This is a genomic window from Sphaerisporangium dianthi (assembly GCF_042654065.1).
Taxonomy (GTDB): domain Bacteria; phylum Actinomycetota; class Actinomycetes; order Streptosporangiales; family Streptosporangiaceae; genus Sphaerisporangium; species Sphaerisporangium dianthi.
Map to the genome: position 1 here is coordinate 1 of NZ_JBHSFP010000010.1, position 18,967 is coordinate 18,967.

Genomic DNA, 18,967 nt, shown 5'->3' on the forward strand with positions numbered 1-18,967 from the left:
AAGGAAAACCATCCCCACACCCGCGAAGAGTGCGGAAGACGGGAGTAATGCATATTCATGCACTGGCTTTTAACACACTGTTGAGTTCTCAAGAAACGGACGCGTACACCAGCCGGAAACCAGACCCACCAGGAGCCCGACCCCGGTCCGGGGCGTTCATCTCGTGTTTCAAACTTTACCAGTTTCGGACGATCTCCGCAAATCAACCGATCTGCTGTCAACCGCTTAAAACTGCTAAAATTCGATGCCCTGTCTCCAGGGCAACCCCTCTAACTTACCAGACCAACCGGACAGATGCCACATCAGTGCATCAACCGGGAGGAACCGGGCAGAGAGCGGGGTTTGCGGGCAGCCTGGCAACCGTAAGATTTTTTGGATCTCCCGGGGCCCTGATCACCGCCCAACGAGGGGAAACTCTAGCAGCATCCCAGGAGTGCCTGAGGCCACTTCCGTAGTCGGTAAACCTTTCCCGCCTCTCAGCCATCCCAAACAGCGAGCGATTCGCGCCGGGGCAACCCGTCGGCAAGTCATCCGCAATCGCCAGACGTTACGAAGAGGGTGCGGGACTCCGCTGGCGCCACCCTGGCGCCCGGATCCCCGCCCGTGGAGGTGGTCATCATGACGCGGTCGGAGTTCGACGACATCCGTGCTCACATCGCGGCCGAGGAGGGCGGCTCTGACGATCTCCTGCAGATCGCCGGCACCCTGCTCGACGACTTGGAGCAGGCGCGACTGCGCGAAGCGACCCTTCGCGCCCACTACCTTGGCCTGCTGACGGCCGCCCGCGCGACCGTCGCCGCGGACGCGATCGGGGACCCCGACCCGCTGACATTTCTGCGACATGAGTTGAGCAAGAAGGGACAGCTGCCCACCGGCGAGGAAGAGGTGCTGCGCATCCTGTCGGACATCCGCGCCGCGGAGGCTTTGCTCGCCCAGCTCGAACAGCGGCCGGCGAGCCGTCCCCGCCCGAGCGCCCGGATGCGCCGGTGCGCGGGCGCCGCCCGCAGGCTGCCTCGCTGATCAACAATGTGGCGATACCGACACAGCAAGCTCACGTGTCGAGATGACTGGCTTTGCCATGACATGAGAGTGGCCCTGGAAGACTTCCCCCCATGTGGACGCGGGGACTGAACTGGGCGGCTGTCACCTTGGTAGCGCTGTTCGGCATGCTCTGGCTGGGCGTGGTGGTGTTCGCCGCCACGACCACGCCCGGGTGGCTGCGCGCCGTCCAGATCGCCTTCAGCGCCTGCCTGATCGGCTGGGCGGCCAGGAAGTCGATGTCGCTGATCAGAGCGACGGCGTGAGCCGTTGACCGACGGCGGGCTATTTGGCGTCGGCGTAGCAGGACACCGCGACGGCCTCCATGGGGATGCGCACGGGAGTCTCGCCGAAGAGCAGCCGTGTGGCCTCCGCCGCCGCCCGGCCGACCGCCGCCGAGACCTCCTCCACCAGGTCTTCGGGACAGTGGACCATCACCTCGTCATGCTGGAAGAACACGAGCCTGGCGGGTGCGGGCAGCAGCCCGCGCAGCAGTGCCATCAGCACGAGCGCCCACTCGGCCGCCGTCGCCTGCACCACGAAGTTGCGGGTGAAGCGCCCGCGGTCGCGGGCCGCGCGGCCACCCTCGGGCCCCGCGACCAGGCTCAGCCAATGCGCCGACGGCGGCGGGGAGGTGCGCCCGAGCCAGGAACGCACCAGGTGGCCGTCCTCGCCGGCCTTGGCGGCCTCCTCGACGAAGGCGTAGGCCAGCGGGAACCTCTGTCGCATGATCGCCAGAAGCTTCGAGGCGTCGCCGCTGGTGCCGCCGTACATCGCCGAGAGCATGGCGATCTTGGCGTTGTCCCGCGCACCGCCGAACGCCTGCGCCAGGGCCGCGTACAGGTCGATCTCGCCCGCCGCGCGGGCGAGACCCCGGTCACCGGCCATCGCCGCCAGCACCCTCGGCTCAAGCTGCGCGGCGTCGGCCACGACCAGCCGCCACCCCTCGTCGGCGACCACCACGCGGCGCATCACCTTGGGGATCTGCAACGCACCGCCGCCGCTGGTCGCCCAGCGCCCCGACACCACGCCTCCCACGACGTACTCGGGGTGGAACCGGTGGCCGCGGACCCATTGGTGGGCCCAGGTCCAGCCGTGGAAGCTGTGCAGCCGGGCGAGCTCCTTGTAGGCGAGCAGCGGCGCGACCGCGGGATGCTCGACCTGCTTGAGCACATGTGACCTGGTCGAGGCGACGGCGAGACCGGCCGACTTGAAGGCCTTGACGATCTGCTGCGGAGAATCGGGGTTCACCGTCTGCCCGAACGCCGCGCTCACCTGGTCGGCGAGGGCCTGGAGTTTCGCCGGGCGCATGCCGTGCACGGGTCTCGGGCCGAGCAGCTCGCTCAGCAGCGCGTCGTGCAGGTCTTCACGCCAGGGCATGCCGTCGTGGCTCATCTCGGCGGCGATCAGCGCCCCGGCGGACTCGGCGGCGACGAGCAGCCGGAAGCGGCCGGGATGCTCGGCCGCCTCGATGCGTCGCAGTTGGTCGGCGCACACCTCGGTCACGTCGATCTCGGCCGGCTCGGGCTCGAAGAGCGTGTCCTGGACGGCGTGCGGGCCTGCCCCGTCGGCGGGCACCGGCAGGCCGCGCAGGCGCGCGTGGGCCGCCCGCGCGGACCTGGGCTCGCCGTACCTGCCCTCGTGGGCGAGCAGCAGCGACTCGGTGAGCGTGAGGTCGTGGCAGCGCGCGACTCGGACGCCCTGGGCGATCAACGCGGGGTAGAGGGCGCGTGTGTCGGCCCAGACCCACCGGGGGCGCGCGGCGTGCTCGAGATCGCGGACGGCCTGCGCGAGATCATCGACGCGCCTGGCATGCTCCCCCGAGGGCCGCAGCGTGCCGCCGTCCGCGTCCGCCGTCACCGCGATACGCATAGCGGCAGACTATCCGAGGGCGCCGACGCTCTTCGATCACAGGTTCGAGTGCGCCGCTCCCGCCGCGGAAGCGGCGAGGGACGTCGAGGAAGCAGGGAGATCACATGCTCGCGCTGATCCGGGCCAGCCATCCGGGGCCCACGGTGGTCGTCACGGCGGTGGGCTCCGCCCTGGCGGCCGGCGTCGGCAGGGGGCCCGGCGGCACCCTGCTCGCCGGCGTGGCGGTGCTCAGCGGTCAGCTGTCGATCGGCTGGAGCAACGACTGGATCGACCGGACGCGTGACCGCGCCATCGGCCGCGCCGACAAACCCCTCGCCGTCAAGCCCGGCGGGTCAGAGTCGCGCCCGTCACAGCCGGGCGCGTCAGGCGCCTCACTCAGACCGCGGCCCGGCGCGTCGGGCGGGCCCGGCGGGGCGGACGGGCCCGGCGGGGGCCTCACTCCACGTGCGGTCGCCGGTGCCGCGTTCGTGGCCCTGGCGGCGTGCGTGCCGTTGTCACTGGCGAACGGCGTCCTCGCCGGGCTCGTGCATCTGGCCGCCGTGGCCTGCGGGTGGCTGTACAACCTGCGGCTCAAGGCCACGGTGGTCTCGCCGCTCCCCTTCGCCGTCGCCTTCGGGCTGCTGCCGGCGTTCGTGACCCTCGGCCTGCCCGGGCGGCCCTGGCCCTCCTGGTGGGCCCTGGTGGCCGGGGGTCTGCTCGGTATGGGCGCCCACTTCGCGAACGTGGTGCCCGACCTGCCGGACGACATCGCGCTCGGCGTGCGCGGACTGCCACAGCGCCTCGGCCCCACGGGCGCCCGCCTGGGCGCCGCCGTCCTGCTCGTGGCCGCGTCGGCGGTCATCGCCCTCGGCCCGGCGGAGCGCACCGGAGCGGTCACCATCGTGGGACTGTCGGCCGTCGTGCTCGCTCTCGGCGGCGGCCTGCTCGCCGCGCGCGGGAACGTGCGGCGTGCCGCCTTCGCGGTGACCGTCGCGGTCGCCGTGATCGACGTGGCGATGTTCGTCGCCCAAGGGAGCCGGCTGGTGTGAGGGAAGGAGGCCGCCTGAGAGCGCGGCCGGGGAACACATGGAAAGGCCCTGGTCACGGTTACGTGACCAGGGCCTTTCTTTGGTAGCGGGGGTAGGATTTGAACCTACGACCTCTGGGTTATGAGCCCAGCGAGCTACCGAGCTGCTCCACCCCGCGTCGGCTTGCTTTGAAAGACTATCGGCCCCGAAGGGCACTGGCAAATCGTCGTGCGCGCCGGTCCCGGGCCGGGAACCTCGCGGATCCCGGCCCGGGCGGCGTTCTACGAGCTCGGCGCCGGTGAGGCGGTCGGCGACGGGCTGGCCGCCGCGGCGGCCGACGGGTCGGGCGTCGGCGTCACCGATGGCGACGCCGACGGTGATGCCGACGGCGTGACGGCCTTCTGCTTCTCCAGCGCGGAGTGCAGTTGCTTCAGCGCCTCCTCCAGCCGCTTCTGCGCCGCGCCGTAGGCCGTGAAGTCGCCGCCCTTGATCGCCTTCTGGCCGTCGTCGTACGCCTTCTGGACGTTGTTGTAGGCGGCCATCAGATCGGTCGACACCTCGGGCGTCTGCGGCTGGTCCGGCGTCGTCGGGTTGGCCGGCGTCTGCGCGCCCTGCCCGAAGATCTGGTCGAGCGCGTCCTTGAGCGTGTTGCCGATGCCGACGTCGTTGCCGAACGACACCAGCACGCGGAACAGCGTCGGGTAGCGCGCGGAGTTCTGCACCTTCGGCTGGACGTACACCGGCTGGACGTACAACAGGCCCCCGCCGAACGGCAGGGTGAGCAGGTTGCCGTTCAGCGTCTCGGTGGTGCCGCCGATGCGCAGGTCGTTGAGGACGCTCGCCGCCTTGGTGTCGAAGGCGTTCTGCGCCTGCTTCGGACCCGGGATCGTCGTGTCGCTCGGCAGTTGCAGGATGCGGATCTTCGCGTCCGCGCCGGCCGTGGCGTCCACCGCCATGAACGCCGCCAGGTTGTCCCGGTTGTTCGGCACCATGGTGGTGGTCAGCGAGAAGCGCGGGTCGGTCTCGTTCGGCATCCGCAGCGTCACGTAGTACGGCGGCTGCTTGGTCTTGGAGCTCGCCGGGTCCTCGGGCACCTTCCAGAAGTCCTGGCCGCCGTAGAAGGCGTCGGCGTTCTTCACGTGGTACTGGCCGAGGATGTCGCGCTGCACCTTGAAGAGGTCTTCGGGGTAGCGCAGGTGGTCCATCAGCTGCGCCGGGATCTTCGACTTGGGCTGGATGACGTTGCCGAAGGCCTTCTCCCAGGTCTTGAGCAGCGGGTCGTTGTCATCCCAGCTGTACAGGGTGACGGTGCCGTCGTAGGCGTCCACCGTCGCCTTGACCGAGTTGCGGATGTAGTTGATCTGGTCGCGCGGCTGCTGCGGCGTCAGGAACCGGTCGGTGGAGGTGTCGCGTGTCATGTCGCCGAAGCTGCGCCGCTCGGAGTACGGATAGTCCTCCGACATGGTGTAGCCGTCGACGATCCACTGGATGCGCCCGTCGACGATCGCAGGGTACGGGTCGCCGTCCAGGGTGAGGAAGGGAGCGACCTGCTGCACCCGCGAACGCGGGTCGCGGTTGTACAGGATGCGCGACTTGTCGTTGATCGAGGACGACAGCAGAAGGTTGGTCTCGCTGTACTTGGCGGCGTACAGCATGCGGGTGAAGTAGTTGCCGATGGGCACTCCGCCCTTGCCGGCATAGGTGTTGTTGACCTGACCGCTGCCGTTGTTGCTCTGCTCGGGATAGTCGAGCTCCTTGTTGGCGCCGCCGACGATCGAGTAGTCCGGAGAATGCTCGCCGAAGTAGATGCGCGGCTCGAACTGGCCGAGGCCGCCGGTCGGCGGGATGTCCTTGACCAGGAAGTCCGGCTTGCCCTGCGTGTCGGTCTTGCTTCCGGGGCTGGCGACGAACCCGAACCCGTGCGTGTAGACCAGGTGGTCGTTGATCCAGTTGCTGTCCGGCGCCTTGCCGATCTCGCGCACCGCGACGACCGTGTCACGCGACACCCCGTCGATGGTGTACCGGTCGACGTCGAGCTGCTCGGGGAACTGGTAGTAGCCCTTGATCTGCTGGAGCTGCTCGTAGGTCGGCGGCAGCACGGTCGGGTCGAGCAGGCGGACGCCCGGGATGGTGGAGACCTCGCTCTGGATCTCCTGCTGGGTGCCCTGGGTCTTGGCGCTGTAGGGCGCCACCTCGGCCGAGGCGACGCCGTAGGCGTCTCGGGTGGCCTTGATGTTGGCGTCGATGAACGTGCGCTCTTTGCTCTGCTGGTTCGGCTTGACCTGGAACTGCTCGACCAGCACCGGGTAGACGCCGCCCACCAGGACGGCCGAGAGCACGAGCAGGCCGAGGCCCACGCCGGGCAGCATGCCGCCCGGCCGCACCACACCGGCGAAGAACAGGACGGCGCAGATGAGCGCGATGATCGCCAGGATGCTCTTGGCGGGCAGCACGGCGTTCACGTCGGTGTACGAAGCGCCGAACACCTTGCCGCGGTCGGAGAAGACCAGGCCGTACCTGTCGACCCAGTATGCGACGGCCTTCAGCAGCACGAACAGGCCGACCAGCACCGACAGGTGCACCCGGGCGGCGCGCGTGGCGTGCAGGCCCGGCGAGTTGAGCCGGAAGCCGCCGTACAGGTAGTGGACGATGGCCGCGGCGATGATCGAGATGATGACCGCGGTGAACAGGAAGTTCAGCACCATCCGGATGAACGGATAGGTGAACATGAAGAACGAGATGTCCATCTTGAACAGCGGGTCGACCTTCTCGAAGGGCGTCCCGTTGACGAACAGCAGCCAGGTCTTCCACTGCCCGGCGGTGGAGGAGCCGGTGAACAGGCCCAGCACCGCCAACCCGACGATGAAGATCATCTTGCGGTGCGGGTCGAGCGCGGCGCGGTAGCGGTCGGCGCCCTGAGCGGAGCCGCCGAACATGCCGATGCCGAACAGCGGCCGCGACCGGAAGGCGATGAGAATGTTGCCGCCGACGATGCCGCCCATCAGCAGCGCGCCGAAGACGAACAGCAGCAGCTGGGTGACGAGCATGGTCGAGAACACCGACGTGTAGCCGACCGAGTCGAACCACAGCCAGTCGGTGAAGATCCCCGCGAACACGAAGAAGATGATGACGATCACGACCAGCGTGATCGCGACAGGAACGAGAAGCCGGGGCCGGCGGGGCAATCGCATCGCCCGACCCGCGCCGGGGTTCCGGAAGGTCAAGGCCCACCCCTAGATTTCACGAGTTACGGTCCGTGTCTGGCAACCTACACCGGTGCCGGCGCGGTCACGCTCCGAGCCCTGAGCACGGTCGGGCCACAACTTGCGCCCGGATCGCCGGCGGACGCCCCCTGCGAGGGGCGGCCTTCGGGCAGGTTCGGAGAACAGGTGGCGCCGCTGGATGAGACGCGCGTGTTCACGGGACCCAACGCCCCGGACGGGCGGCGGGTTCCCCGCGTCACGGCGGCACGTGGTCATCGGGCCGGCCGCTTCGTCATCGGGCCGGGCATTCCGGCACGGCGCCGGACCCCGTGCGCAGCGTCTCGATCGCCTGAACGGCCTCGTGCATGGTGCCGACCTTCACCAGGCGCAGCCCCTTCGGCACGGCGGGAACGGCGTCGTCGCAGTTGTCGGCGGGGGTGAGGAAGATCGTCGCTCCGGCGTTGCGCGCGCCGACCATCTTCTGCTGGATGCCGCCGATCGGGCCCACCTTGCCGTCGGGCGTGATCGTGCCGGTGCCCGCGATGGACTTGCCGCCCGTGAGCGGGCCGGGGGTGAGCTTGTCGTAGATGCCGAGCGAGAACATCAGCCCGGCGCTCGGCCCGCCGACGTCGCCGACGTTGAGGTTGACGTCGAAGGGGAACTTGTAGCGCGTGCCGCCCATCATGACCCCGACGATCGGGCCGTCCTTGCCCGCGACCGTGCCCACCCGGACGTCCATCGGCTTGCCGTCGCGCACGATGCCGAACAGGACCTCCTCGCCCGGCTTGCGCTTTCTGACGGCCGCGCCGACCTCGTCGACGGTGCGCACGGTGACGCCGTCGACCGTGGCGATGCCGTCGCCCGGGCGCAGCTTGCCGTCCGCCGGCTTGCCCTTCTGCGCGCTGGCCACGCCCACGAGATAGCCGATGGGGATCTTCAGCTCGGTCAGCGCCGCGGCTGTGGCGTCCTGCTGGGAGCTGCTCATCTCTTGGGTGTTCTGCTGCTCGACCTCTTTGACCGAGACGGTCTTGGGGAACAGCGTCTCTTCGGGGACGACGGCGACCGTCGGGTCCACCCAGCCGCGCAGGGCCGTGAGCAGGTCGATGTGGGCGTTGGGACCGCCCTGGTAAGCGACCGTGACCAGGCTGAGCTTGCCGGAGGTGGGATAGGTCTGGTGACCCGAGATGCTGATGACCGGCTTGCCCTTGACGTCGCCGAGCGTGTTCTCGGTGGGGCCCGGGCTCAACGCGACGTACGGCACGGGCAGCAGCGCGCCCGCGCCACCGAGCACGAGCGTGAGGACGCCCGCCATCATCAACGTCAGACGTCGTCGGGACATGGTGGCAACTCTATGCGCTTACCACGGTGACGGTTACGCGGACACTCACCGGCCGGACATCCAGGTCGATCACTGCCTGCCAGGCAGGTCCGAGGGCTCACCGGCTCCCCTGAGAGCCGATCTCCCCACCCCGACTCCCGGCTACGCGGCGGCTTCCTCCGGGCGGGTCACTCGCCGGCGCCCACCCATTCGGTGGAGCCGTCGGTGAAGACCTGATGCTTCCAGATGGGGACTTCGCTCTTCAGGTCGTCGATCAGGCGCCGCGACGCCTCGAACGCCTCGCCCCGGTGCGCGGCGGCCACCGCGACGATCACCGCGGCGTCGCCGAGCTTCAGCTCGCCGACCCGGTGCACCGCCGCCAGCGCCGTCACCGGGAAGTCCCCGGCGACCTTCTCGGCGACCCGGCGCAGCTCGGCCTCGGCCGTCGGATGCGCCGAATACGACAACAAGGTCACCGGCTTGCCATGATCATGATCGCGCACGGTGCCGACGAACAACGTCGTCCCCCCGGCGGCCTGGTCACCTACGGCGGCGAGCACCTCCTCCACCGACAGCGGAGTGTCCCGAATGCCGAGCAGTCGAATGGCGTCCACCCCCAAACCCTACTGCGTCACTCTCAAAACCCCTCTCGCTCGGGGCGCGGCGGTGTCGTGAGGAGGAGAGAGCGAGTGCGAGGAACGAGCGCTCGTGAACGACGACGAACGGCGCCGCCTCAAAGGCGCCCCGAGCCCGCCGAGCGAAGCGAGGCAAAAGCAAACACAGCTAGATGCGGCGTTTGCGGCGGGCTCTTCGGACTATGGCGGCGGTGCCGATGACGGCGACGGTGGCGCCGGCGGCGGTGAGGGTGGCCTCCTTGCCGGGCAGGCGGCGTCCGACGACCGCGTGGCGGCCCTCGCGCAGGTCAAGGAGCTGCTGGAACGCCGCCTCGTTGGTCCAGGCGGGCTTCCATCCGGCGGCGCGGAGCGAGGCGCAGTCGACCACCCACGGGTAGACGACGTAGTGCAGGTCGGTCGCGGGGGCGGGGGTGATGCCGAGCCGGTGCAGGCGCTGGGCCGTGCCGAACGTGAGCCCCGCGGGCAGCTCGAAACGCCGCAGGCCCGACAGTTCCTCGACCTGTTCCATCTCGAGCCATCCCTCGCTGCCCACGGTGACCACCCCGGAGACGTGCCCGAGCGCCGCCAGTTCCAGCGCCGAGACGAGGTCTTCGACGTGGCAGAACTGCCAGCGGGGGGCCGAGCCCTTGACGGTCAGCAGGCGCGGGGCCTCGAAGTGGCGGGTGACCACGGTGTCCACCCCCACGCCGACCACGGCGGCCGGCCGCAGCACGGTGACCTCCAGGCCGGGATGGCTGCGCAGGGCACGGCGCACGAGCGCCTCGATCTCCAGGTGGTCGCCCACGACGCCGGAGTCCGGCTCGGCGGCGACCGGAGCGTCCTCGGGCAGCGGGACCGGGTTGTCCGCCACCGCGCCGTACACCATGGCGCTGGTCACGAGCACCACCCGCCGGACCCGCGCGGCGGCGGACGCGGTGAGCACCGTCTGGGCGGCCCGCAGGTTGTATCCGCGGCGCTCGGCGGGGTCGGAGTCGAGCCGGTAGTCGGCGGCCAGATGCACCAGCACGTCGACGTCGGAGATGCGGTTCGCCAAGAGCGGATCTCGGACGTCGATCACCCGCCATGTGACGTCGGCAACGTCCCCGCGCTGATCGTCGATCGCCACGACGCGGCGGAAATCCGCAGACGAGGCGACCCGGGAGAGGAACTCTCTCCCCAGTCCCGATGCCGCGCCGGTGACGGCGACGACCGGTGGCCGGAGGCGTTTCGAGGTAGTCACGAGGTCCTCACTTTGCACTGATCCGCCCTGCGACGGATAACGTGGCGGATGTGGACTCCTCCATCCTGCACGAGGTAGAGCGGTGACTGACCTGCCAGGTCGCGAAAACGACCCCAACGAGAATCCGTTCGCGATGTTCGGCGATCCGGAGCAGATGGCCGCGGCCATGCGGCAGTTCGCCGACATGCTCTCGGCGCCGGCGGGCTCTGGGCCCGTCAACTGGGACATGGCGAAGAACATCGCCCGCCACGCCGTGGTCGCCGAGGGCGATCCGAGCGTCATGGAAGGGGAGCGCCGGCAGATCGTCGAAGCGCTCCGCCTCGCCGATCTGTGGCTGAACGAGGTGACCGAGCTGCCGAGCGGGCTGACCGCGCCTGAGGCGTGGAGCCGCTCCGAGTGGATCGAGAAGACCGTCCCGGTCTGGAAGAAGCTGTGCGACCCGATCGCCGAGCGCATGGTCGACACCATGGGCGGCGCTCTGGGCGGGGCGGGGCTCGGCGACGACGCGCAGGCGATGGCCGCGCAGCTCGGGCCGCTGATGGGCATGATGCGCCAGATGGGCGGCATGATGGTCGGCAGCCAGATCGGCCAGGCCCTGGGCGCGCTGGCCCCAGAGGTGATCGGCTCCTCCGACATCGGGCTGCCGCTCTCTGACACCGCGGCGCTGCTGCCGGGCGGGGTCGCCGCGTTCAGCCACGGCCTGGAGATCCCCTCCGAGGAGATCCGCCTCTATCTGGCGCTCAGGGAGGCCGCGCACCACCGGCTGTTCCAGCACGTCCCATGGCTGCGCACCCAGCTGTTCGGCGCCGTCGAAGAGTACGCCAAGGGCATCACCGTGGACACCTCCGCTCTTGAGGAGCAGATCCGCGGGCTGGACATCAACAACCCCGAGCAGATCCAGGAGGCCCTGAGCGGAGGCGCGCTGCTCAAGCCCGAGGACACCGATCGCCAGAAGGCCGCGCTGGCCCGGCTGGAGACCATCCTCGCCCTGGTCGAGGGCTGGGTCGGCACGGTGGTGGACGCCGCCGCCGAGGGCAAGCTGCCCTCGGCCGCCGCCCTGTCCGAGACCATGCGCCGCCGCCGCGCGACCGGGGGGCCGGCGGAGCGCACGTTCGCCACGCTCGTCGGGCTGGAGCTGCGCCCGCGCAGGCTTCGCGAGGCCGCGGCGCTGTGGCAGGCGCTGGCCGCCGCGCGCGGCGTCGACGGGCGTGACGCGGTCTGGTCCCACCCTGACCTCATGCCGACCGCGACCGATCTGGACGACCCCGAGGCGTTCGTGCAGGGCGAGACCAAACTCGACCTGTCCGCGTTCGACGACGAGAAACTCTCCGGGGACGAGCCCGGCGACGCGGGCGGTCCCGAGAGCGGGTCCAAGGGGCCCGGCGAGGGATGACGCTTCACGACCAGGCGCGGGCCGCGCTGTCCGGGTGGATCGCGCCCACCGCCGATGAGGAGTCGCTCCGCGAGGAGTTCCTGCGGCACCTGGGCCTGCACGACGACGCCATGTGGCGTTCGTGCGCGCCGGGGCACCTCACGGCCACCACAGCGGTGCTCTCGCACGACGGGTGCAAGGTGCTGCTCACCTTGCACCCGAAGGCCCGCATGTGGCTGCCCATGGGCGGGCACTGCGAGCCGGACGACCTGTCGCTGGAGGACGCCGCGCTGCGTGAGGCCACCGAGGAGTCCGGCATCGCGGGCCTCCGGCTGCTGCCCGGCCCGCTCGCGCTCGACCGGCACCGGGTCTGGTGCCATCCGCCGCACAGCTGGCACCTGGACGTCGAGTACGGCGCGGTGGCTCCGCCGGGGGCCGAGTACGTGATCAGCGATGAGTCTCTGGAGCTTCGCTGGGTGCCCGTGGAGGACATTCCCGAGCCGACGGACGAGGCCACTCGCCGGCTCGCCCGCCGCGCCCGTGCGCTGCTGACGGACGCGAACCCGCAACAGCCTGCTTGAAAATTCTCCTTTTTTCGTGGCGTCGGGCCTCTCGCCCTGCTTCTTCACGCGATTCATACGTGCGCTGGATAGGCTCATGGCGTACTGCCGAAGCATGCCGGGGGACTGGGTGAACATCACGACCGAGACACCGGTGGGGGGCGTGATCGTGACTCCGTCCCGGCGCCTCCGCGTGCCGGGGAAGATCGCCTGGCTCGCGGTGACGCCGTTCGCCGCCTGGGCCGTGTGGCGGCTCGGGGGCCTCGAGCGTGGATCGTTCCCGGCGCAGATCATGACGGCGACTCCGTACGCCGCGGCAGGGTCGCTGCTCCCGGTGCTGCTGTCGGTCCTGTCGCGCAAGAAGGCCGTGACGGCGGTGGCGCTGGCGGCGACGGCGGTGCTCGGGGCCACCGTGCTGCCCCGCGCCTTCGGGGACGCGCCGACAGCCCAGGCGGCGTCGGGGGTGCCGTTCACGGTGATGACGTCGAACCTCTTCTTCGGACGCGGCGACGCGCGGACCGTCGTCGATCTGGTGCGCCGGCACCGGCCCGACGTGCTGAACACCCAGGAGCTCACCCCCGCGGCCGTGGAGGATCTGGACGCGGCCGGGCTGAAGGAACTGATGCCCTACCGCTACCTCCAGGACGAGTGGAGCGCGGCGGGCAGCGGCATCTTCTCAAGCCACCCGATCACCCGCCTCGACGGGCTGTTCCAGGTGATCGGGCACAACATGCCGGCCGTCAAGATCACTCTCGCCGGCGGCGCGCAGGTCGAGATCGTCGACGTGCACACCTTGCCGCCGCTGGGCCGCCAGGTCACCCAGTGGACCGAAGGGCTGCGGGCGCTGCCGCCGGGGCCTTCCTCGGGGCCGTTCCGCATCCTGGCCGGCGACTTCAACGCGAGCCTCGACCACGCCGAGATGCGCGACCTGGTCGCACGGGGATACCGCGACGCGGGCGACACCGTCGGCGGCGGCCTGACGCCGACCTGGCCGGCCAACAAGAAGCTGCCACCGTTGATCACGATCGATCACGTGCTGGCCGACCGGCGCGTCTCGGTGCTCGGCTACCACGTGTACACCGTCCCGCGCACCGACCACAGGACCGTCGTCACCGAGCTGTCCCTCCCGGCCGCCCGCTGACGCCATCGCCCCGGCGTCCCGCTCCCGCTCGACCAGATCGCGCTGCGAGAACGCCGTCAGGGCGCCCCCCGGTCAGCGGCCGGTGAGCAGGGCGCGGGTGGTGTCCCAGCCCTCCAGTCCGGGGTCCAGCCGGGCGATGTCGGCGGGGACGCGCAGGCGGTGCCACCCGGGGCCGGTGGCGACCATGCGCGGGCCCGGCGCCTGCCCGCGCAGCCGCGCGACCACGTCCTCGTCGTCCAAACCGGCGGCGGCCCAGGACGGGAACGGCAGCCGGGCGGCCATCGCCACCGCGCCGCCGCCCTCCGCGGGGCAGACCGCGACGGGGGCGCGGCCGAGCTCGCGGAACAGCTTGCCGATCAGCAACGGGGGCAGGTCGGGGGCGTCGCCGCTGATCACCACGGCCTCCTCGCCGTACGGCGCGAGCGCGGCGAACGCGTCGGCGATGCCGCCGGAGTCGGGCAGCGGGATCACCCGCGTGCCCGGCCAGGCGAGGTCGTCCAGCCCGTCCACGCCGGCGGCCAGGATGACCGGCTCCACCAGGTCGAGCCCGGCCACGATCTCGTAGGTGTCCTCGGCCAGGGCGAGCAGGAACTCGCCGGGGTCCACGCCAGGGGGCGCGCCCTTGCCCATGGCGGGTGTGACCAGGACCGCCGCCTGCCTCACCGCTCGCCCCGAGGGGCCGTGCCGGGGCTCAGCATTCCTCCACCGTCCCGTTCGCGGCCATGGAGTACCCCTCCAGGAAGCCGCGTGCCCGCTCGGCCCGGGGATAGCGCTCGACGAGGGACCAGAAGCGGGGACCGTGGCTGGGCACCAGCAGGTGGGCCAGCTCGTGCATGATCACGTAGTCGACGACCCAGGCCGGCATGCCGCGCAGGCGCGTCGAGAGCCGGATGGTGCCGTGGTCGGGAGTGCACGACCCCCAGCGATGCCGCTGGTTCTCGGCCCATCGCACGCTCGACGGCACGGCGTTCCCGTCCAGATAGCGGACGGCGAGGTCTCGCGCCCGCTCAAGCAGGTCGTCGTCGCTCGGACGGCGGCGTTGCTCTTTGGCCGCGAGCCGATCGAGCATCCGCCGGACCCATTGCTCTTCATCTGTCCTGCTCAGACCGGCAGGCAACAACACGATGGTCTTGTCGCCATCGCGATATGCGGATACGGTCCGCCGGCGGCGTGCACTCCGGCGGACCTCGACTGTCTCGGGGGGCACATATGCACGGTAGCCGACAGGGCCGTCTTTCCACAGGGGGTGTACGACGTTTTCGCTGGTCAATCCGCGTTCGTCCATTGTTCAGGCAACACAGGCCCCTCATCCGTCCCACATGCTGTCACGATCGCCGTGAAGCGCGCGAAAGTTATCCACAGGTGGGGACAAGAGCCGCCGGACGGGGTGGCGTTCGTGCCAGGCTGCGCGCTCGTGACCTTCACTTCCAGTGTCCCACCTCGCGGACGCGGGCCCCGGCGGGCCCCGGTCCGGCCGCGGCTGAAGCCGGCCCTGCGCCTGCTGCACCGCGATGACCACACCCTCCAGCTGGGCGTCCATCCGCTGCGTGCGGTGGTGCTCACCGATCTCGACCCTGGCGTGCGCCGGTTCGTCGAAGGCCTCGACGGCACGCGCACGCTCGACGAGCTGATCGCCCGCGCCGACCTCGACGAGACCACGATCCGGCAGCTCGTGGGGCTGCTGGCCGAGCACGGCGTGCTCGACGACGCCGCCGCGCGCCCCGCCCCGTTACGCGGCCTGACCCCCGGCGAGCGCGACCGGCTCGGGCCCGACCTCGACGCGCTCTCCCTGTCGGGCGCGGACGCCGGCGACGGCGGGCTCTCCGCCCTCGAACGCCGCCGCGCGGCGCACGTCAGGGTCTACGGGGCGGGCCGGGTCGGCGCCCAGGTCGCCGTGCTCCTCGCCGCCTCGGGCGTCGGCCATCTGTGCGTGGTCGACCCCGCCACGGCCCGGCCCGAGGACGTCGTGCCGGGCGGGCTGTCGTTCGCCGACGCCGGGCGCCGCAGAGAGGACGGCGCGGTGGCCGCGGCCCGGCGGGTGGCGCCGGGCGTCAACGCCTGGACCGGCACCACCGCCTCCCACCTCGCCGACGGCGCCCGGCGTCCCGATCTGGTGGTCCTGGCCCCGGTGGGCCCGCTGGACGGGGTGGCGGCCCAAGAGCTGGTGACGCTCGGCATCCCGCACCTGCTGGCGACCGCGGGCGAGGGCGTCGGCTCGGTCGGCCCGCTCGTGATCCCCGGGGTCACCTCATGCCTGCGCTGCCTTGAGTTGATCCGGCGTGACCGCGACCCGTCATGGCCGATGATCGGGGCTCGTCTCGGCGGGTTTCCCGCGGGTGAGATCGCGTGTGACACGGTGCTGTCAACGCTGGTCGCGGCGCACGCGGCGGGTCACGCGCTGGGTTGTGTCGACGGTCTGACGCCCACTGTGACGAACAGCACAGTTGACGTAATGCCTGATTGGCGTTGGAAAAAACGGTCCTGGGAAGCTCATCCGCTATGTCGTTGTAGTCGAAACCACTTCGGTCCGCTAACAATGGTCGCGTGAGCGACTTCCCCCAACATGCCGTGACGCGGTCCGCCAAGCTGGCGACGCTCCCTTTGGGGTTCGCCGGCCGAACCGCGCTTGGGCTGGGCAAGCGCATCGGTGGGAAGTCCGCCGAGATGGTGGCGCAAGAGATCCAGCAACGCACCTCCGAGCAGATCTTCCGTGTTCTGGGCGAGCTGAAGGGCGGGGCCATGAAGCTCGGCCAGGCCCTGTCGATCTTCGAGGCGGCGCTGCCGCCCGAGATCGCCGGGCCGTACCGCGCGACGCTCACCAAGCTCCAGGACGCCGCGCCGCCCCTGCCGGCCTCGACGGTGCACGCCGTTCTCGCCGAGCAGCTCGGCGACGGCTGGCGCGAGCACTTCCTGAGCTTCGACGACGCGCCCACGGCGGCGGCCTCGATCGGCCAGGTGCACAAGGCCGTCTGGCAGGACGGCCGCGAGGTCGCCGTCAAGATCCAGTATCCGGGTGCGGGCAAGGCCCTGCTGTCCGACTTCAACCAGCTCGCCCGGCTCGGCAAGCTCTTCGGGGTGCTGCTCCCCGGGCTGGACATCAAGGCGGTGCTGGGCGAGCTGAAAGAGCGGGTGACCGAAGAGCTCGACTACCTGCGCGAGGCGGAGGCCCAGCACGGGTTCGCCACCGCCTACCACGACGATCCCGACTTCCGCGTGCCGGACGTCGTCGCCGCGAACGAGCAGATCATCGTGACCGAGTGGATGGACGGCACGCCGCTGTCGAAGATCATCACCAGTGGCACCAAAGAGCAGCGCGACCGCGCCGGGCTGCTGTTCGTGCGGTTCCTGTTCAGCTCCCCCGCCCGCGCGGGCATGCTGCACGCCGATCCGCATCCCGGCAACTTCCGCGTCCTGCCGGACGGACGGCTGGGCGTGCTCGACTTCGGCGCGGTGAACCGCTTGCCCGACGGGTACCCCGAGGTCTTCGGCACGCTGACCCGCATCTTCAACAAGGGCGACATGACGACCGTCGTCCAGGGGTTGCGCGACGAGGGGTTCATCCGCCCGCACATCGAGGTCGACATCGAGGCGCTGCGGGCCTTCCTCGCCCCCTACGTCGAGCCGACCCAGGTGGAGGAGTTCACCTTCAGCCGCGAGTGGCTGCAGCGGCAGTTCGCGGCGGTCACCGACCTGCGGCCGACCAACGTGGTGCGCCAGCTCAACCTGCCCCCGTCGTACGTGCTGATCAACCGGGTCCACGCGGCGGGCATCGGCGTGCTGTGCCAGCTCGGCACCACCGCCCGGTTCCGCGACGAGGTGGTCCGCTGGGTCCCCGGCTTCGCCGACGACGAACGTCCCGCCACCTGACCGGCCGGCCCCGCCGCCCGCGGCGACGGCGCTACGGGACGCCGGGCCACGACAGGGCCAGCCTGGTGTGCGTCTTGTCGATCACCGTCTCGCCGTCCAGGGCCGGATCGGGCGTGGTCCTGGGGTGGACGGCCAGGTGGAGGGCACCGGTCTCGGGGCGCCCGGCGGCCGCCCATCGCCGGACGTGCGCGGCGAGATCGTCGGCGGCCGCGGCGCCACCGGGCCCGTAGCCGCCCGCGACCAGGGCGAACGACGTGCCGGCGCCCTCGCCTCGCCGCAGCAGGGCGATGCCGTCCTCGCCGGCGACGCCGTAGGTGAGGGCGTATCCCTGTAAGGACAGCGGCGCCTGGTGGAGAAGGCCGGAGGTGCCGGCGTCGGACAGCGAGCACCAGCGCGGCTCATGGATCGCCAGCCACAGGTTGAGCCCGGCGAAGACCTCCGCCGCGTCCGCCGTCACGCCGGTGTCGCGCTCGAAGGCGGGTCCGGCCAGAGCCGCCGGCACCGCGGCGGCGTCGATGTCGCGCCCGGCCGGAGATTCGAGGACGAGCTGGGAGTCCCGGTCCAGCAGGTACGTCCGTCCGGGGCCGGCGGCCACGCCTCGCATGCGCATGAACCCGCAGGGCCTGATCGACCGGCTGGCCCAGTGCCCGTCCGCGCGTTCCAGGGCCACGGAAACCTGGACGCCGCGCAGGTCGAGGGGGACGACGATGCGCCCGCCCGGGGCCAGTTGCGCCGGCCAGGCCGGTTCGAGGTCCCACACGCCGACCGTGGCGATGATCCGGTCGTACGGCGCCCGCGCGGGGAAGCCCTCCGCCCCGTCCGCGCACACCACCCGCACGCCGGGATGGCCCGCCGCCGCCAGGTGCGCCCGCGCGGCGTCGGCCACGTCCTGGTCGATGTCGACGCTCACCACCTCACCGCCGGGACCGGCGATGTGCGCCATCAGCGCCGCGTTGTAGCCGGTGCCCGCCCCGATCTCCAGCACCCGGTGGCCGGGCTCGATGCCGAGCTGGTCCAGCATGATCGCCATGATGGTCGGCTGGGAGGAGGAGCTGACCGGCCGGCCGTCGGCGTCCCGTTTGGTGACGATCGGCTGGTCGCCGTAGGCGGCCTCGCGCGGCGTGCCGGGGACGAACAGGTGCCGCGGCACGGCTCTCAGCGCCGCGGCCACCGGCTCGAAGACCGCTCCGCCGCGCTCGCGCACCTGGGCGACGAGCCTGCGCCGCAGATCTGCCGGCCCGGCGCCGTCCGCGCCGTACGCCTCCGGGTCGGCCATGGCCTTCTCCCTCCGCTCGACGGTGAGCCAATCATCCCGGAGAACGGCGAAAGGGGCGGACCTGGCCGTGTAGGCCGGTCCGCCCCTTGGTCACCCGGCGCCGGGTGAGGCGGCCACCGCGCGGGAGGCAGGTGGCCGGGCGGGGTGGGGGGTGAGCGCCCACCCTGTGGATCTTCCGGCCGCCCCGCGGGAGAGGGGCGGCCGGCCGGAGCGATGTGCGGGCCGGTGCGCTAGGCCAGTCGGGCCAGGGCGTTCCTGAGCCGCAGGGAGGCGCGTTCGGCCTGCCTGCGAGCCCGCCGGACGCGCTTGAGGCGCTGGACGAGGCGTTGGTGCTCAGCCTCGCTGTGCAGGGCCTGTATTCGGTCCCGTACCAGTTCTTGGCGGATATACGGGATTTCGGTGCTCCAGGTAGGCAGGAAACTCATCGTGGTGACCTTTCACGTCGGATGTTCGACAGGG

At 70.9% G+C, this 18,967-nt stretch carries 17 protein-coding genes and 1 tRNA gene; 8 read left to right on the plus strand and 10 right to left on the minus strand.

The annotated features are described in order from the left end of the window. Nucleotides 1-618 precede the first annotated feature (618 nt). Both ACFO60_RS16605 and ACFO60_RS16610 read left to right on the plus strand, forming a co-directional pair. On the plus strand, nt 619-1,020 hold the full coding sequence (locus ACFO60_RS16605) for a hypothetical protein (RefSeq protein WP_380841207.1): 402 nt from the start codon (nt 619-621) through the stop codon (nt 1,018-1,020). 92 nt (nt 1,021-1,112) lie between these two features. After that, nucleotides 1,113-1,304 (plus strand): hypothetical protein, encoded by a 192-nt coding sequence (locus tag ACFO60_RS16610; RefSeq protein ID WP_380841208.1) that lies wholly within the window; start codon nt 1,113-1,115, stop codon nt 1,302-1,304. Between the two features lie 19 nt (nt 1,305-1,323). Here ACFO60_RS16610 and ACFO60_RS16615 read toward each other — a convergent pair whose 3' ends face one another. Continuing rightward, nucleotides 1,324-2,910 (minus strand): bifunctional 3'-5' exonuclease/DNA polymerase, encoded by a 1,587-nt coding sequence (locus ACFO60_RS16615; protein ID WP_380841209.1) that lies wholly within the window; start codon nt 2,908-2,910, stop codon nt 1,324-1,326. Between the two features lie 104 nt (nt 2,911-3,014). On the opposite strand from ACFO60_RS16615, the gene ACFO60_RS16620 reads away from it, so the two are divergent. Continuing rightward, the gene (locus tag ACFO60_RS16620; protein ID WP_380841210.1) at nt 3,015-3,938 is read left to right on the plus strand and encodes a UbiA family prenyltransferase; all 924 of its coding nucleotides are present in this window, start codon (nt 3,015-3,017) and stop codon (nt 3,936-3,938) included. 80 nt (nt 3,939-4,018) lie between these two features. Here ACFO60_RS16620 and ACFO60_RS16625 read toward each other — a convergent pair. The 5 genes from ACFO60_RS16625 to ACFO60_RS16645 all read right to left on the minus strand — a co-directional run bounded on the left by ACFO60_RS16625 (nt 4,019) and on the right by ACFO60_RS16645 (nt 10,310). Continuing rightward, a tRNA-Met gene (locus tag ACFO60_RS16625) sits at nt 4,019-4,095 on the minus strand. Nucleotides 4,096-4,198: 103 nt separating this feature from the next. Beyond that, nucleotides 4,199-7,108, minus strand: coding sequence for a UPF0182 family membrane protein (locus tag ACFO60_RS16630; RefSeq protein WP_380841211.1), 2,910 nt, complete (start codon nt 7,106-7,108; stop codon nt 4,199-4,201). Between the two features lie 304 nt (nt 7,109-7,412). Beyond that, nucleotides 7,413-8,459: a YlbL family protein gene (locus ACFO60_RS16635; RefSeq protein ID WP_380841213.1), complete on the minus strand. Its 1,047-nt coding sequence runs from the start codon at nt 8,457-8,459 to the stop codon at nt 7,413-7,415. 167 nt (nt 8,460-8,626) lie between these two features. Next, a complete protein-coding gene (locus tag ACFO60_RS16640; RefSeq protein WP_380841214.1) occupies nt 8,627-9,052 on the minus strand; it encodes a molybdenum cofactor biosynthesis protein MoaE in 426 nt (141 codons plus the stop codon). Between the two features lie 169 nt (nt 9,053-9,221). After that, nucleotides 9,222-10,310: an NAD-dependent epimerase/dehydratase family protein gene (locus ACFO60_RS16645; protein ID WP_380841216.1), complete on the minus strand. Its 1,089-nt coding sequence runs from the start codon at nt 10,308-10,310 to the stop codon at nt 9,222-9,224. Between the two features lie 64 nt (nt 10,311-10,374). Between ACFO60_RS16645 and ACFO60_RS16650 the strand changes: the two genes are divergently transcribed. From ACFO60_RS16650 to ACFO60_RS16660, 3 genes are all read left to right on the plus strand, one after another. Continuing rightward, complete coding sequence (locus ACFO60_RS16650; RefSeq protein WP_380841217.1) at nt 10,375-11,685, plus strand: zinc-dependent metalloprotease; 1,311 nt, start codon at nt 10,375-10,377, stop codon at nt 11,683-11,685. Next, nucleotides 11,682-12,245: an NUDIX hydrolase gene (locus tag ACFO60_RS16655; protein ID WP_380841218.1), complete on the plus strand. Its 564-nt coding sequence runs from the start codon at nt 11,682-11,684 to the stop codon at nt 12,243-12,245. Before ACFO60_RS16650 ends, ACFO60_RS16655 begins: the two co-directional genes overlap by 4 nt. Nucleotides 12,246-12,321: 76 nt before the next feature. After that, nucleotides 12,322-13,365, plus strand: a complete 1,044-nt coding sequence (locus tag ACFO60_RS16660; RefSeq protein WP_380841220.1) for an endonuclease/exonuclease/phosphatase family protein — start codon at nt 12,322-12,324, stop codon at nt 13,363-13,365. Between the two features lie 72 nt (nt 13,366-13,437). On the opposite strand, the gene ACFO60_RS16665 is transcribed toward ACFO60_RS16660, so the two are convergent. Together ACFO60_RS16665 and ACFO60_RS16670 are read right to left on the minus strand one after the other, a co-directional pair. Then, the gene (locus ACFO60_RS16665) at nt 13,438-14,028 is read right to left on the minus strand and encodes a glycosyltransferase family protein (protein WP_380841222.1); all 591 of its coding nucleotides are present in this window, start codon (nt 14,026-14,028) and stop codon (nt 13,438-13,440) included. Nucleotides 14,029-14,056: 28 nt separating this feature from the next. Continuing rightward, nucleotides 14,057-14,572: a M48 metallopeptidase family protein gene (locus ACFO60_RS16670; RefSeq protein WP_380841224.1), complete on the minus strand. Its 516-nt coding sequence runs from the start codon at nt 14,570-14,572 to the stop codon at nt 14,057-14,059. A 207-nt stretch (nt 14,573-14,779) separates the two neighbouring features. Between ACFO60_RS16670 and ACFO60_RS16675 the strand changes: the two genes are divergently transcribed. Beyond that, nucleotides 14,780-15,913 (plus strand): ThiF family adenylyltransferase, encoded by a 1,134-nt coding sequence (locus ACFO60_RS16675; RefSeq protein ID WP_380841225.1) that lies wholly within the window; start codon nt 14,780-14,782, stop codon nt 15,911-15,913. Continuing rightward, complete coding sequence (locus ACFO60_RS16680; RefSeq protein WP_380841227.1) at nt 15,910-17,232, plus strand: ABC1 kinase family protein; 1,323 nt, start codon at nt 15,910-15,912, stop codon at nt 17,230-17,232. Before ACFO60_RS16675 ends, ACFO60_RS16680 begins: the two co-directional genes overlap by 4 nt. Before the next feature lie 31 nt (nt 17,233-17,263). Here ACFO60_RS16680 and fxlM read toward each other — a convergent pair whose 3' ends face one another. Together fxlM and ACFO60_RS16690 are read right to left on the minus strand one after the other, a co-directional pair. Further along, nucleotides 17,264-18,508, minus strand: a complete 1,245-nt coding sequence (fxlM, locus tag ACFO60_RS16685) for a methyltransferase, FxLD system (RefSeq protein ID WP_380841228.1) — start codon at nt 18,506-18,508, stop codon at nt 17,264-17,266. A gap of 230 nt (nt 18,509-18,738) precedes the next feature. Next, a complete protein-coding gene (locus ACFO60_RS16690) occupies nt 18,739-18,933 on the minus strand; it encodes a hypothetical protein (RefSeq protein WP_380841230.1) in 195 nt (64 codons plus the stop codon). Between the last annotated feature and the right edge of the window lie 34 nt (nt 18,934-18,967).